The 14,103-nt window shown below is 63.0% G+C and carries 13 protein-coding genes; 3 read left to right on the forward strand and 10 right to left on the reverse strand.

Annotated elements, in window-relative coordinates:
- Window positions 1-104: 104 nt before the first annotated feature.
- The 4 genes from XI03_RS27120 to ispH all read right to left on the reverse strand — a co-directional run bounded on the left by XI03_RS27120 (window position 105) and on the right by ispH (window position 5,392).
- Window positions 105-992, reverse strand: coding sequence for a hypothetical protein (locus XI03_RS27120; protein WP_271593824.1), 888 nt, complete (start codon window positions 990-992; stop codon window positions 105-107).
- 91 nt (window positions 993-1,083) lie between these two features.
- Window positions 1,084-2,058, reverse strand: coding sequence for an alpha/beta hydrolase family protein (locus XI03_RS27125; protein WP_271593825.1), 975 nt, complete (start codon window positions 2,056-2,058; stop codon window positions 1,084-1,086).
- A gap of 1,210 nt (window positions 2,059-3,268) precedes the next feature.
- Window positions 3,269-4,429, reverse strand: a complete 1,161-nt coding sequence (gene hpnH / locus XI03_RS27130) for an adenosyl-hopene transferase HpnH (RefSeq protein ID WP_038971554.1) — start codon at window positions 4,427-4,429, stop codon at window positions 3,269-3,271.
- Window positions 4,430-4,465: 36 nt separating this feature from the next.
- Window positions 4,466-5,392, reverse strand: coding sequence for a 4-hydroxy-3-methylbut-2-enyl diphosphate reductase (gene ispH / locus XI03_RS27135; protein WP_028143209.1), 927 nt, complete (start codon window positions 5,390-5,392; stop codon window positions 4,466-4,468).
- Window positions 5,393-5,854: 462 nt separating this feature from the next.
- On the opposite strand from ispH, the gene XI03_RS27140 reads away from it, so the two are divergent.
- On the forward strand, window positions 5,855-8,443 hold the full coding sequence (locus tag XI03_RS27140; RefSeq protein ID WP_271593826.1) for an MMPL family transporter: 2,589 nt from the start codon (window positions 5,855-5,857) through the stop codon (window positions 8,441-8,443).
- Here the strand turns inward: XI03_RS27140 and XI03_RS27145 are convergent.
- A complete protein-coding gene (locus tag XI03_RS27145) occupies window positions 8,411-9,049 on the reverse strand; it encodes a DUF2147 domain-containing protein (protein ID WP_271593827.1) in 639 nt (212 codons plus the stop codon). The two genes, XI03_RS27140 and XI03_RS27145, sit on opposite strands and share 33 nt — an antisense overlap.
- Window positions 9,050-9,190: 141 nt before the next feature.
- Between XI03_RS27145 and hpnO the strand changes: the two genes are divergently transcribed.
- Entirely contained in the window at window positions 9,191-10,582 is a 1,392-nt protein-coding gene (gene hpnO, locus XI03_RS27150) for an aminobacteriohopanetriol synthase HpnO (protein ID WP_271593828.1), read from the forward strand.
- A gap of 10 nt (window positions 10,583-10,592) precedes the next feature.
- On the opposite strand, the gene XI03_RS27155 is transcribed toward hpnO, so the two are convergent.
- Window positions 10,593-10,898 (reverse strand): HigA family addiction module antitoxin, encoded by a 306-nt coding sequence (locus tag XI03_RS27155; RefSeq protein WP_271593829.1) that lies wholly within the window; start codon window positions 10,896-10,898, stop codon window positions 10,593-10,595.
- 154 nt (window positions 10,899-11,052) lie between these two features.
- Here XI03_RS27155 and XI03_RS27160 point away from each other — a divergent pair, with 154 nt between their 5' ends.
- Window positions 11,053-11,325, forward strand: a complete 273-nt coding sequence (locus XI03_RS27160; protein ID WP_152036359.1) for a hypothetical protein — start codon at window positions 11,053-11,055, stop codon at window positions 11,323-11,325.
- Window positions 11,326-11,333: 8 nt separating this feature from the next.
- On the opposite strand, the gene XI03_RS27165 is transcribed toward XI03_RS27160, so the two are convergent.
- The 4 genes from XI03_RS27165 to XI03_RS27180 all read right to left on the reverse strand — a co-directional run bounded on the left by XI03_RS27165 (window position 11,334) and on the right by XI03_RS27180 (window position 14,044).
- Entirely contained in the window at window positions 11,334-12,098 is a 765-nt protein-coding gene (locus tag XI03_RS27165; RefSeq protein WP_271593830.1) for an anti-sigma factor family protein, read from the reverse strand.
- On the reverse strand, window positions 12,095-12,646 hold the full coding sequence (locus XI03_RS27170) for a sigma-70 family RNA polymerase sigma factor (protein ID WP_028143205.1): 552 nt from the start codon (window positions 12,644-12,646) through the stop codon (window positions 12,095-12,097). The genes XI03_RS27165 and XI03_RS27170 overlap by 4 nt, the downstream gene beginning before the upstream one ends.
- Before the next feature lie 103 nt (window positions 12,647-12,749).
- Window positions 12,750-13,085 (reverse strand): cupredoxin domain-containing protein, encoded by a 336-nt coding sequence (locus XI03_RS27175; RefSeq protein WP_271593831.1) that lies wholly within the window; start codon window positions 13,083-13,085, stop codon window positions 12,750-12,752.
- 14 nt (window positions 13,086-13,099) lie between these two features.
- Window positions 13,100-14,044: a metallophosphoesterase family protein gene (locus XI03_RS27180; RefSeq protein ID WP_271593832.1), complete on the reverse strand. Its 945-nt coding sequence runs from the start codon at window positions 14,042-14,044 to the stop codon at window positions 13,100-13,102.
- Between the last annotated feature and the right edge of the window lie 59 nt (window positions 14,045-14,103).

The following is a 14,103-nucleotide window of genomic DNA, read 5'->3' on the forward strand; positions in this document are numbered from 1 at the left end:
CATCGAGCGCTTCTGTCGTTACAGTGCCCCGGAAAAACAAGACCCGATGTTGCGAACTTCTGGTTCAAGACACTAGTTGGCATCCACCTGGCGCGGAAAGTCTGTCATTTGGTTTCTTCAGCCTTAGCCAGGCACAGATCGCGAAGTTTCGGGGCTTCTCGGGAAAGACTTTGACGATCGCGAAGACCGCGATTTCGGCCCTCGTATAGAACGCAAACGCTAAGGAGCGTTTCAATACTGACGTTCGACGCACGGACGCCAAATGAGTAATACAACCCGCCGATCAGGCAATCATGGAATTTCTCGGACAAGAGAATCACAGTGAAGATGACATTGCCCTTGGCGTCCGTTCGAGTATTTGAGAGGCACCTTGCGTCATCAGTAATTCGCCCCTTGAGATCATCAATAACGTCCTCCGGGATTCCCATGGTCGTGAAGGCGGCTCTGTCAGTCTTCAAGCGAAGGAATACGTTCGTGTCATGAAAAACTGCGATCGAAGCGCTCGCCAGGCTCCGATCGACCTTCTTTCCGGCGGCTCGCGAGATGTCACCTAGAACCTGTTGAACGAGATAGAGACTGTTCATCGAAAGGTTGCCGACATCAAAGAAATTAAGGGTTGGTTCGCCGTTGGACACCGCGATTTCCAGCCCGGTTGATTTATCTCCCTGCCAAATGAAATGGGGAAAGCTCTGCTCCTCCTGAGCGGCGCAAGGCGATATGCCGCACGCAAGCAATGAAAACGAGATCAGCGCGACGGCTATTGCTCGCATGACGATATCCCGACCAGTTTGAGCTTGTCGCCGCCTAACTGAGCAAGTCAGGATATGTCCTATTCCCTGCACATGACCGACGGGAAGGGGCTGAGCATTCGATTGAGCGTTAATGACCCCTCCAATTGGCCCCGGCAAGATCGCGAAAAATGCTCTTGCTGCGCTTCGAAAGCGCGACGCCGGCAAGCGCTCCTTAGCAAATTCATAGGCGGCTACTAACATCGGCAAACTCTTGGCTCGTAGGATGGGTTTCGCTGCGGCGAAACCCATCGATTGGTGAGGGTGGGTTTCGCCAAAAGCTCGACCTGTCCAGCTACAGATTCCGGTGCAGGAAGTCCCCGATCTCAACCTTGATCCGTCGGTGGACCGCTGCCCGGTCGACGCCGGGAGCATCCTTGCAGACGGCGGGCGCCTCAGCTTCCAGCGCGGGAGGGCATGGTCCGAAAAATATGAAATGGCCGCCCGGTATGGTCTCTTGCCGCGGCGGACGAGGCAATCCCGCCGCAAGAGCGAGGATATTGCTGTCAGCCTTGAGAGCACTGCTCTCCGCACGATAGAGCAACGTCGGCATTTCCAGCGACGCTAACCCGTCCCGATCGAACAAGGAGCCCCACGGCTCCAACAGCACGAGTGCTTTCACGGCGAGCGCATCCGGCGATCTCCTGCCGACGGCGTTGGCCAGGGAGCCGTCAGTCGGGACGCCGTCGCAGGCCAACGGGTCGTCTGTGCGGTCTCGGCAGTAGGTCGCCAAGTGAGCCAGGCTGGGAGCTGCGCCCGCAACGATCAGTGTGACAGCGCCGCCGTAAGAGAATCCCATCATGCCAAGGCGAGTTGGATCGGCATGCGTCGCGAAGCGGGGATCGGCCAACATGGCATCGAGCGCCTTGTGGATCTGGCGTGGTCGATCTTCGAGCGCCTCGCGAGGACGCTTGGATCCCGGGTGAAACGGCGCGACCACGACAAAACCTTCTCGCGCCAACGACGTCAAAAGATCGGCATAGGGCAGGGGAGTGCCTCCCGCTTTGATCGTTCCTCCTCCGCCGTGCGAAAAAAGCACGATCGGAAAACGTGCTCCGGCCGCTATCGGCGCGTCACGACCAGCGGCAACAATGTGGGGGCCATCCTGAAAGGGAGGTTCGGCCACGTCGGTCGGATACGCAACCAATGCGTCAAAGGGGATAGTGTCCTGCACCGTGATGCGCGTGACGCCTGCGTGAAATGGCTGAGCATCGGATTTCGCGGATGGGCCTGCGACCAGCAGTGCCAGCATGAGAAACAAGACGCGCAAGGCCAGGACTCCAGGTTGAAACCTGCTGCGATCTTAGATGGTAGGATAGGTAGAGCGAAGCGAAACCTATCGATTGATGTCGGGGGATGTTTTTTCGAGTTGCTGACGGAATCCGGGAGGGCCGCAGGGCACGCGCGATGGATGCTGGGTTCGTGCTGCGCGTGGAATGGCGGCGAGTGGCGCGGCGAGTGGCGGGTCAAAATGACCCGTCGGGCAAAACACCAGAACACCCGTCAATCCCTCCTCGCAAAAATATTCCACTTTTCAGAATTTCGGATTTATGGCATAGAGCGGTCATCCCGGCCCTCCCAGAGGGGCGCTTCGCGATCGTCACGAGATGCGGGCCGGGGTGCGGTGGACGCGGTAGCGCCGGCGCGGAAGGCGATGACAGGGGCGGGAGACCGTTGAGTCATGCGCGACGCGGTACGACACGGCGCGGTCACAGCGGTCTTGTTGATGGTCGGGGGCACGCACATGGAGCCCCGGATACTGAGGCAGGGCCGTCCGCGGACGGAGAAGTCGTGTGGTCCTGACGCCCGGGGTTCTGGCGTCAAGGCTTGCGGTGATGTGGCGGCCAACCGGTGCGCACATCGATCAGCTGCAAGGTGACGGGGGCAATAGTGCAACGCTCCCCGGGGAGAGCACGAAGGACACCGTTAAAACCATCCGCGCAGGGAAGGCCGGGCGACCGGCAACACCTGTAGTCCACCCCGTGTGCGTTTTCCATGCACGCGGACCGCGGGTGCCGCCGGCGCCCGGCCTTCCCTGCGCCCTCTGGTCCAGTTGAGGGCGGCGACGATCAGCAAAACTCGGGCGAAAGAAGCCGCGGGAATGCGAAGGTGTGTCTGCGATGGAGAGCGCGAACTGCAAGAGCAAGCTGCTGCCGCACACTCCGTCATTGCGAGCGCAGCGAAGCAATCCCCGCGGAAAGATTCTGGATTGCTTCGCTGCGCTCGCAATGACGGCGAGGGAGAATGACTCGATCTCCTCTCGTGCCCCGGACGCAGCGCAGCGTCCCTTCGACGATGCGCTGCAGAGCCGGGGCCCATGCATCGACACGGCACGCGGCTGCTGGGTCCCGGCTCTGCGCAGCAGCGCAAAGAGCGCTGCAGCGCGTCCGGGACACGGACCGCCGGCACAACGACCTACAAAAGAGAAGGCCCGGTCGCGATCGCGGCCGGGCCTTCGTGGTGAGAGTTGATTGTCCCGCTTAAGCCGCAGTCGAAGCCTTCTGCGCGGCCTTCGCCTGCGCGGCCTCGGCCTCGTCCTTGCGGATCTCCGACAGGCGCTTCTGCACTTCCGCCGAGAAGATGTACTGCGCCGGGCGCTGCTTGCTCATGTCGATCTCCGGCGCCATCGGACCGGAGGTCCTGATGCCGCGCAGCGACACCCACATCGCCTTCAGCGGGTTGTTGAGGGCTGCGGTGGCCGCCGTCGGCTCGTAGCCGCAATGGGCCATACAGTCGGCGCACTTCTCGTACTTGCCGGTGCCGTAGGTTTCCCAGTCGGTGGTGTCCATCAGCTCCTTGAAGGTCTTTGCGTAGCCTTCACCGAGCAGATAGCAGGGCTTCTGCCAGCCGAAGATGTTGCGCGCGGGCATGCCCCACGGCGTGCACTCGTATTCCTGGTTGCCGGCGAGGAAGTCCAGGAACAGGCCGGAATGCATGAAATTCCACTTCTTGCCCTTGCCCATCGCAAAGACGTCGCGGAACAGCTTCTTGGTCTTGGTGCGGTTGAGGAAGTGCTCCTGGTCCGGCGCGCGCTCATAGGCGTAGCCCGGCGACATCGAGACGCCGACACCGAGCTCGACGGTGAGGTCGAGGAACTTCGCGATCTCCTCGGCCGGATGGCCGTCGAAGATGGTGGCGTTGACGTTGACGGTGAAGCCGCGCGCCTTGGCTGCCTTGATCGCGGAGACGGCGCGATCGAACACGCCCTTCTGCGACACCGCCTTGTCGTGGTGGTCCTTCAGGCCGTCGAGATGCACGGAGAAGAACAGATAAGGGGAGGGCTCGAACAGGTCGAGCTTCTTCTCGAGCAGCAGCGCGTTGGTGCAGAGCGAGACGAACTTCTTGCGCTCAACGAGGCCGCGCACGATCTCGCCGATCTCCTTGTGGATCAGCGGCTCGCCGCCGGGAATGGCGACCATCGGCGCGCCGCACTCGTCGGCCGCGTCCCAGCACTCCTGCGCGGTCATGCGGCGGTTGAGGATCGCATCGGGATAATCGATCTTGCCGCAGCCGACGCAGGCGAGGTTGCAGCGGAACAGCGGCTCCAGCATCAGCACGAGCGGATAGCGTTTGCGGCCAAGCATTTTCTGCTTGAGCAGATAGGCGCCGATACGCATTTCCTTGAAGAAGGGGATAGCCATTACAAAGTTTCTTTCTGGGCTTGGAATTCGGGTGGGTCAGCTCGCAGCCAATTGGGCCGGAAGCCGGAATTCGATGTTTTCCTCGCGGCCCGGCAGTACCTGGACCTTGACCGGTCCGATCCGCCGCATCGCTTCGATCACGTCATCCACGAGTACCTCGGGCGCCGAAGCGCCGGCCGTGATGCCGACAGTCCTGGCATTCTTCAACCACTCCGGATTGAGCTCGCTGCCGTCGGCAATCAAATAACTCGCGACGCCGGCCTCGGTGCCGATTTCGCGAAGCCGGTTCGAATTCGAGCTATTGGCAGCGCCCACCACCAAGATCACGTCGACCAGCTTGCTCAAGTCCCTTACCGCAGATTGGCGGTTCTGTGTCGCATAGCAGATATCCCGGATATCCGGACCTTGAATATCTGTAAAGCGGGTCTGAAGGGCCGCGATGATATCCTTGGTGTCGTCGACCGACAGGGTGGTCTGGGTGATGTAGGCCACTGGCGTATCGGCCGGCAGCGTCAGGGCCGTAACCTCTTGAACGCTTTGGACAAGCAGCACGGGGGCGGGAACCTGGCCCATCGTGCCCTCGACCTCGGGGTGGCCGGCATGGCCGATCAGGATAAGTGTGCGGCCCCTGGTGATGTAGCGCTTCCCCTGATTGTGAACTTTCGTGACCAGCGGGCAGGTGGCATTGAGCACGGGAAGGTCGCGCGCGGCGGCCTCCTCCTCGACGCTGCGGGCGACGCCGTGAGCGCTGAAGACCGTCACCGCCTTCGGCGGGACCTCGGACAGCTCCTCGACGAAGATTGCCCCTTTGTTCTTCAGGCTCTCGACAACGTACTTGTTGTGCACGATCTCATGGCGCACGTAGACGGGCGGGCCGTACTTCTCCAGCGCCCGTTCCACGATCTCGATCGCACGCACCACGCCCGCGCAGAAGCCGCGCGGCTGCGCCAGATAAACTTCCATTGGACGTCCATCACGCAAGTTGCACCAATCCGCTTCGCAAGTTCCCGGCGGCACCCCGATACTGACCAATGCGTTGCAATATCCGCACCATCGGTCCCCGCACGCGGTAGCCACCCACCCCCGTCGGGGCTCCGGCGCATGGAGGCGCAATACTTTGTGTCAAAAAATCGGCGGTAAGGAAAGTCCGAATGGACCCGGGTTCCCCGCTAGGCCAATTTTGCGGTAATATAGTAGAGACGAGGGTGTATGCAAGCCAGCGACATCAGTGACCAGCCCTTGGTCACGTTCCCGCCTCAACTCCCCGGCTATACCGACCGCCCCGCATGATTTTGCCACGGTCTTCCGCCGTTTACCTCGAACCTTCTGGCGGCGAGAGCCTCTCAAAACAGCAATAGGTTTCGCCGGGAACTCCGATAAACAGCGGGCGTTTCCGGCAAGCTGTTAACCGCAGAAAGAAAAGAAGTGCTGCAAAGCGTAGTCGTTGCCATCGTCAGGGCCTGCACCCGGTTTGCCTCCCTCGTCGTCGTTCTCGGGCTCCTGCTGTCGGTGGGAGCGGGCTATTACGCTGCGCGCCACTTCGCCATCAACACCGACATCAATTCGCTGATTTCCCAGAATCTCGACTGGCGCAAGCGTGACCAGCAGTTCGACAAGGCGTTCGATCAAAACGAAACGATCCTCGCTGTGGTCGAGGCCCGGACCCCGGAGATGACGAGCGCAGCGGCCGACGCGCTCTATGCCAGGCTGAAGGACGACAAGACCAACTTCCAGTCTCTGCAGCAACTCGGCAGCGGCGAGTTCTTCGAAAGGAACGGACTGTTGTTCCTGCCGACCGAAGAGGTCGGCAAGATCACCAGCCAATTCGAATCTGCAGCGCCCCTGATCGAGATCATGGCTGGCGATCCCTCGATCCGCGGCCTGACCGGCGCGCTGGAGACGGGACTTGCCGGCGTCAAGCGCGGCCAGGTCAAGCTCGACAACACCGAGCGTCCGTTCAACCTGATCGCGCAGACGGTCGAGACCGTGCTCAACAAGGGCAATGCGAGCTTCTCCTGGCGCGAGCTCGTCAGCGACGAGCCGCTGAAGGATTCGGACAAGCGCGCCTTCATCGAGTTCAAGCCGATCCTCGACTACAACGCGCTGGAGCCCGGCAAGGATGCCACCGACGCGATCCGCAAGGCCGCGGCCGATCTCGATTTTCCGACCAAATACCAGGCGCGGGTGCGGCTGACCGGCCCAATCCCGATCGCCAACGAGGAATACGCCACGGTTCAGGAAGGCGCCGTCGTCAACGGCGTCGGCACGGTTCTCGTCGTGCTGCTGATCCTGTGGCTGGCGCTGCATTCGGCGAAGATCATCTTCGCGGTGTTCGTCAATCTCTTCGTCGGCCTCGCGCTGACGACCGCGGCCGGCCTGATGATGGTCGGATCGTTCAACCTGCTGTCGATCGCGTTCGCTGTGCTCTTCGTCGGCCTCGGCGTCGATTTCGGCATCCAGTACAGCGTCCGCTACCGCTCGGAGCGCTTCAAGCACAACGACCTTTCGGGCGCGCTGGTGCTGGCGGCGAAGCGCTCGGCGGTGCCGCTGTCGCTCGCGGCGATGGCGACTGCGGCCGGCTTCCTTTGCTTCATGCCGACCGACTACAAGGGCATCGCTGAGCTGGGCCAGATCGCCGGCGTCGGCATGCTGGTGGCGTTCCTCTCCTCGATCACCGTTCTGCCGGCCATGCTGAAGCTGCTGAACCCGCCCGGCGAGAAGGAGCCGGTCGGCTACGCCTTCCTGGCGCCGCTCGATCACTTTCTGGAGAAGCACCGCGTGCTGGTCGTGGGCGGCACGCTGCTGCTGGCGCTCGCCGGCCTGCCGCTGCTCTATTTCATGAAGTTCGACTTCAATCCGATGAACCTGCGCAACCCGAGGGCGGAATCGATCGCGACCTTCCTCGACCTGCGCAAGGATCCCAACACCGGCGCCAATGCCATCAACGTGATGACCACGTCCGAGGAGCAGGCAAGGCAGGTCGAGGCGAAGCTCGAGAAGGTCCCCGAGGTGCTCCGGGTGATGTCGCTCAACAGCTTCGTGCCCCAGGATCAGCCGCCGAAGCTGAAACTGCTCGCGCAGGGCGCCAAGGTGCTGAACCCCGCACTCAACCCTGATCAGATCGATGCGGCGCCGACCGACAAGGAAAACGTCGAGGCGCTGAAATCCTCGGTCGACAATCTGCGCCGGACCGCGGGCGATGCGAAGGGGCCGGGCTCGATCGCCTCGCGCCGTCTGGCAGACGCGCTCGAAAAGCTCGCCAATGGCGACGAGGCCACGCGCAACAGGGCGCAGGACGTGTTCGTCACGCCGATGAAGGTCGTGTTTGACCAGCTCAGGAACGCGATGCAGGCCGGGCCCGTCACCCTGAGTTCACTGCCATCCGATCTCGTCAGCGCCTGGAAGAGCAAGGACGGCATCATCCGCGTCGAGGCGCTGCCCAAGGGCGATCCCAACGACAACGACACGCTGCGCAGATTTGCGGCGGCGGTGCTCGTTGCCGAGCCGACCGCGATCGGCGGGCCGGTCTCGATCCTGAAATCCGGCGATACCGTGGTGAAGGCATTCATCCACGCCGGCATCTACGCGCTGCTGGTGATCGGCCTCTTGCTGTGGATCACGCTGCGCCGCTTCGTCGACGTGCTGATGACGCTGGTGCCGCTCCTGGTTGCCGGCGCGGTGACGCTCGAGATCTGCGTGTTGATCGGCCTGCCGCTCAACTTCGCCAACATCGTCGCGTTCCCGCTGCTGCTCGGCGTGGGCGTCGCCTTCAAGATCTATTATGTCGTGGCCTGGCGCTCGGGCAGGACAAATCTGCTCCAGACCAGCCTGACGCGCGCGATCTTTTTCAGCGCACTGACGACGGCGACCGCGTTCGGCAGCCTGTGGCTGTCGAGCCATCCCGGCACGTCCAGCATGGGCAAGCTGCTGGCACTTTCGCTGGTGACGACGCTCGCCGCCGTGTTGCTGTTCCAGCCGGCCCTAATGGGCAAACCCCGCAATCTCAGGGAGTAGGCAGATGTCGCCGACCGGGTCGGCGGAACCCTTCTGACTCGGCTTTGCGAGGGCGGTGGCGCTCTTCGGGGCCGCCGCAGCCGGAGCAGGCGCCGCTGTCGCGCCCATCGTGCCCTGAGCCTTCGGTGCCGCGCCGGTGGACTTGGGCGCGCCCTTGGCCATGGCATTGGCGGTGCTCGAGGGGATCGGCGGTCCGACTCGCGTCCAGGTCTCGCCGCCGCAGAGGAAGCCCATTACGCAGCCCTTGATTTCGAGCTGGTCGGCACCGGCCGGCGTGATGGTCGCGCTATAGAGCTGGCCGTCCTTGGCGTTGTAGACCTGCCCTTCCCACTGATCGGCGCCGGGTTTCTTCTTCATGTCGATCAGCGTCGCCATGCCCAGTGTCGGCCTGGTCTTTTTCGAGGCATCCGGATTGTTCTCGTCGCGGCCGCCGGGCTGCTTTTCCCAGGAAACGGCGCCCCACATGCTGCCATTGCATTGGGCGACGCGAATGTTGGCGACGCCGTCGGCAACCCGCCAGTCGCCGGTGGGATCGGCGGCGAGCGCCGGGGTCAGGCAGGTGTAGCCGCCAGCCAGTATTAGTCCGGTGTAAAGGGCTAAACGCATGATAGTTCCTTGGCAGTGCAACATGGGCTAAAGCTGTGCTTGCGAAGATGGTCCGAAAAAGGGCAAAAGGCCGCACAGACCGTTTTCAGTAACGGTCCCTTTTCAGTTGACGAGACGGCCCTCAACCGAAGTATGTAACGGATGCACAGCCCAAATCCAGACATGTCTGAGCTTTTCGCGGACCGTCAGGCCCAGCGCAGCGCCCTGCATAATCGGTATCTGAACGAGCAGTTCGTTCGGGTTCTGAAGACCATCGGCTACGATGTCGGCTTCCAGAAGGGGCAGGGGCAGTATCTGTACGATCGCGACGGCGCGCGCTATCTCGACTTGCTGTCCGGCTTTGGCGTGTTCGCGATCGGGCGCAATCACCCGGTCATGCGCGACGCCCTCAAGAGCGTGCTCGATGCCGACCTGCCCAACCTCGTCCAGTTCGACGTCTCCGTGCTCGCCGGCGTGCTCGCCGAGCGGCTGCTGAAATATGTCCCCTATCTGGACAAGGCGTTCTTCGCCAATTCCGGCGCCGAATGCGTCGAAGCTGCGATCAAGTTCGCGCGCGGCGCCACCGGCCGCCCGGGCATCGTCTACTGCGCCCACGGCTATCATGGCCTGACCTATGGCGCGCTGTCGCTGACGGGCGATTCGAATTTCCGCACCGGCTTCGAGCCGCTGCTGCCCGGCTGCACCTCGATCCCGTTCAACGATCTGGCCGCGCTGGAAAAGGCGCTGGCCTCGCGTGAGGTCGCAGCCTTCGTGGTCGAGCCGATCCAGGGCAAGGGCGTCAACATGCCCACCGACGAGTTCCTGCCGGGCGCGGCCGCACTCTGCAAGAAATACGGCACGCTGTTCGTCGCCGACGAAATCCAGACCGGCATGGGCCGCACCGGCCGTTTCCTCGCGGTCGAGCACTGGAACGTCGAGCCCGACATGGTGCTGCTGTCGAAGTCGCTGTCGGGTGGCCACGTGCCGGTTGGCGCGGTGCTGACGCGCAAGGCCATCTTCGACAAGATCTTCAACCAGATGGACCGCGCGGTGGTGCACGGCTCCACCTTCTCCAAGAACGACCTCGCGATGGCCGCGGGCATCGCCACGCTGGACGTGATGGAATCCGAGAAGCTGATCGAGTCTGCCGCCAAGCGCGGCGCCGAGCTGCGCCTCGCACTGACGCGCATGGTGCCCGGCTATGAGCTGATGAAGGAAGTGCGCGGCAAGGGTCTGATGATCGGCGTCGAGTTCGGCCCGCCGAAATCGCTGCGGCTGCGCGCCTCCTGGAACGTGCTGGAGACCGCCAACAAGGGCCTGTTCTGCCAGCTCATCACCGTGCCGCTGTTCAAGGATCACAAGATCCTGACCCAGGTCGCCGGTCACGGCAGCCACACCATCAAGCTGCTGCCGCCTCTCACCATCACCGAGGAAGACTGCAGCTGGATCGAGAAGGCGTTCGACGACGTCATCGCCGGCAGCCACAAGGTCCCCGGCGCGATCTGGTCGCTCGGCAAGACGTTGGTGGACAACGCAGTGCGACGGTCGGCGTAAGGTCGATCGCTCAGGCCGCCTTGGGCTTGTTAACTGTCTCGATGCGATCGAGCGCCTTACCGAGATCGCGCCTGGCGATCTGGATGTCGTAATCGTTCTGAAGATTGAGCCAGAGCTCGGCCGTCGTGCCGAGCGCCTTCGCAAGCCGAAGTGCGGTGTCGGCAGTGATTCCAGTCTGCTCACTCGCAATCCGCTCGATTCGCGTGCGCGGCAGGCCGCAGGTCTTGGCGAGCGCGCCAGCGGACATGTCCAGCAGGATCAGAAACTCTTCCCGCAGAACCTCACCAGGATGCATGGGCTTGAGTTTTTTGGCCATCGGCTGCCCAAATTTCACTTGCTCAATGCCAAAGCTTAGTTGCGATCGTCGAGATCGCCAACAAGTATAGGTAAGCGCAGGGCGATTTGGAGACGGCTCGGTGTTTTGTTGTCAGGGCTTCGGAAATCTGGTCGCGAACGCAGGCGAGCGTGGAATGTCAGTGGCCATTTCCCGAAAGCCCGGCGGCTTCCGATTTGACCTTCAATCTCGCGCGGTCACGAAAAGCGGGGAAGATCTCCTGTCGACGCAGCGGGCGCGGCTAAGGATTGAGGGTGATGTTGCCAACGTCACCCTCTCATCGGCCATCGTTCTCAGTTTCTGTCCGTTCTGCGGAACCCCGGTACACAAGCTGTTCACACCTTCGACCTTGCGCGGTCTCTCTGATCTGGCAGAGCGGCACAGCGAATATTCCATGGGCGTGTCGTAGGGCCGAATCTACCCCTCCACATTCGACTTCATCGCCGCCTCGAACTTGTCGACGAACTCGGCGAGCTCGTCGGCGCCGATGTCGCTGACGGCCCAGAAGTTCAGGCCGCGCTCGCCCCAGCGGCGGCAGTTGAAGCCCTGCATGGTCTGGGTCTTCGGCGGCTGGTGCTCGGTGCTCGATGTCTGTGCCACGAACAGGTTGATCACGTGCTGGCGACGCTTGTAGACGACGGCGCCGATGGCGCGGGCGTCGATATAGTCGAGCCGGCCTCCGACCAGCGTAAAACCCTGCGCGGTGAGGTCGATCACGGGCGGGGCGACGTCGAGCTTGCCGTTGAACCACGGCTTGACGGTGTGCTGGTCGGTCGAGATCACGTCGGTGAGGTGGCCGGCCTGCAGCGAGCGCAGATGCGCGGAGACGACCTCCGAGAGGATGCGCTGCTGGTCGTCCTGGCGCAGCACGATGGCGACGATTCCGGTTGCCGCGAGCGCGGAGACCGCCGAGCCCATCGCAAAGCCGCGCAGCACGGAGCGGCGGCTCGGCTGGGGCTGCGGCTTCGGCAGCGAGGCCTCGATCTTGTTGCGCAGGCTGGTGGGCGCGACGTAGCGCAAATTGGTGTCGGCAAGCACGCGCTGCATTTCGCGCTGTGCGGCCAATTCCGCAGCGCACCCGGGGCAGCCCGCGATATGGGCTTCGACCTCGCGCGCATGGCCGGCGTCGAGCTCGCCGTCCAGCAGCGCGTGAAGCATGATCCTTGCTTCGTCGCAGGTCATTTCGCTTGCTCCTCTTCCGCCGTCCAGGCCGCGCGCAGCAGGGCACGGGCGCGAGCGAGGCGGGACATCACGGTGCCGATGGGCGCGCCGACGGCTTCTGCGATTTCACGATAGGACAGGTTGTTGATCTCGCGCAGCACAAAGGTTTCCTTGAACGGTTCGGCGAGCGCCTCGATCAGCTTGCGGATGGCGCCGGCATCGCGGCTGCGCAGCACTTCGGTCTCCGGGCTCGCCTCGCTCTCCTGCCAGATCGGCGTCTGCTCGGCGGCGCCGGGCGTATCCTCGAACGCGCTGGGCCTGTGCGCACGACGGGCGTATTCTGCGTTGCAGACGTTGCGCAGGATCGCGAACAGCCATGGCTTCATCGCCGGCCCGCGATAGCTGTCGAAGTGCTTCAGCGCGCGCAGATAGCACTCCTGCACCGCATCTTCCGCATCGGAGGCGTCGCGCAGCAGATAGCGCGCGAGCGTGTAGACGTCGTCGAGATGGGGCAGCGCCGCTTCGCGAAAACGCCGGGCCTTGTCTGGATCGTCGCTTGTCGGTGGCATCGCCGCTCGCTTTGCCGTTTCGCCTGATGTCGCCGGGGACGCAGGAGCCCGGCCGGCGTGGGACCACCGGCCGGGCAAGGCGTTGATGCCTTGGTTGGAGACGTTACTCAACCTTGATCATCCCCGTCATGTGCGGGTGCATCGAACAAAAATATTTGTAGTCGCCCGCGTTGATGAAGGTGAACGAGAACTTGTCGTCGGTGTCCAGGGTCTTGGACCTGAACTTGCCGGCCGACACGATGGTGTGCGGAATGTCGTCCCGGTTGGTCCAGGTCACGGTGGTGCCGGTCTTGATCTTGAGCTCGGCCGGCTGGAACACGAAATTGTCGATATGAATGTCCATGTCGTCGGCACGGGCCTTTGTTGCGGGCAGCAGGATGGCCGCGGCCAGAGCAAGTCCGAGATCGACGCCGAAGTCGCGGCGGTTGAGTGTCTTCATTGTCAGCTTCCACCCTAGCCCTGGAGCGGCGTGTCGATGATCGCGAGCCGCTGCTCGTTCTGCTTGAAGTTGATGCTGGCAACGCCGAGCATGGAGCGCAGTCTTGTGTCCTCAACCTTCATCGGTCCGGGCGAGGGGGCAGCTCCCGGCGCTGGCTGCGGAAAGGCGGTCGAGCGCGCGGTGTGGAAGGTGACGTTACCCTCGACCTTCTGCATCACCTGGTGGATGTGCCCGTTCAGCACGGTGACCGAGCCGAAGCCTTTCACCTGTTCCAGCGCGCGGCCGCCGTCTTCGGTGCCCCAGCCCCATTCCGGATAGACGGTCCAGAGCGGGATGTGCGCGAACAGCACGATCGGCGTCGATTTCGACTTGCCGCGCAGATCGTCCTGGAGCCAGGCGAGCTGCTCGGCGCCGAGATTACCAAGACCCCCGGCCTTGAGGTCGACGACGTTGACGAGGCCGATGAAGTGCACGCCGCCGGCGTCGAACGAGTACCAGCCCTGGCCCTTGGTGCCGCGCCCGTAACGCTCGCGATAGAACTTCACCTCCTCGTCGAGGAAGTCATGTTCGCCGGGCACGTAGTGCACGTCGAGCTTGCTCTGCGAGATGATGCGCTCGGCATTGTCGAACTCGGCGGCCTTGGACAAATGCGTGATGTCGCCAGTGTGGATCATGAAGGACGGTTTGGCCGGCATCGCGTTGATCTTGCCCACAGCCTCCTCCAGCGTGCCGAGTGCGTTGGGATTGGCCGGCTTGTCAAAGCCGACATGGCTGTCGCTGATCTGGAGGAAGCTCATGCCGGGCGCTGCTGCGGTCGCGGCCTGCGCGGAATCGATGATGCCGAGCGAGCGCGGCACGCCGCCGGTGACCGTCCAGAGCACCCCGGTGCCGGCCCAGGTCATGCATTCCAGCACCTTGCGGCGGCTGACGCCGTCGCCCCCGTGATCATGTCCGCTCATCGCGCATCTCCGCTTGCCCGGAATTGGGCGTTGGAGAGGTGATTGGGGGAGGCGGGGAC

It is taken from the genome of Bradyrhizobium sp. CCBAU 65884 (assembly GCF_028128835.1).
Taxonomy (GTDB): Bacteria; Pseudomonadota; Alphaproteobacteria; order Rhizobiales; family Xanthobacteraceae; genus Bradyrhizobium; species Bradyrhizobium ottawaense.

Bases quoted from the DNA above. Each gene is read 5' to 3' on its own strand.
- XI03_RS27120 (WP_271593824.1), bottom strand. From the start codon at position 992: ATGTTAGTAGCCGCCTATGAATTTGCTAAGGAGCGCTTGCCGGCGTCG.
- hpnH (WP_038971554.1), bottom strand. From the start codon at position 4,429: ATGGCTATCCCCTTCTTCAAGGAAATGCGTATCGGCGCCTATCTGCTC.
- ispH (WP_028143209.1), bottom strand. From the start codon at position 5,392: ATGGAAGTTTATCTGGCGCAGCCGCGCGGCTTCTGCGCGGGCGTGGTG.
- XI03_RS27145 (WP_271593827.1), bottom strand. From the start codon at position 9,049: ATGCGTTTAGCCCTTTACACCGGACTAATACTGGCTGGCGGCTACACC.
- hpnO (WP_271593828.1), top strand. From the start codon at position 9,191: ATGCACAGCCCAAATCCAGACATGTCTGAGCTTTTCGCGGACCGTCAG.
- XI03_RS27155 (WP_271593829.1), bottom strand. From the start codon at position 10,898: ATGGCCAAAAAACTCAAGCCCATGCATCCTGGTGAGGTTCTGCGGGAA.
- XI03_RS27160 (WP_152036359.1), top strand. From the start codon at position 11,053: ATGTCAGTGGCCATTTCCCGAAAGCCCGGCGGCTTCCGATTTGACCTT.
- XI03_RS27165 (WP_271593830.1), bottom strand. From the start codon at position 12,098: ATGACCTGCGACGAAGCAAGGATCATGCTTCACGCGCTGCTGGACGGC.
- XI03_RS27170 (WP_028143205.1), bottom strand. From the start codon at position 12,646: ATGCCACCGACAAGCGACGATCCAGACAAGGCCCGGCGTTTTCGCGAA.
- XI03_RS27175 (WP_271593831.1), bottom strand. From the start codon at position 13,085: ATGAAGACACTCAACCGCCGCGACTTCGGCGTCGATCTCGGACTTGCT.
- XI03_RS27180 (WP_271593832.1), bottom strand. From the start codon at position 14,044: ATGAGCGGACATGATCACGGGGGCGACGGCGTCAGCCGCCGCAAGGTG.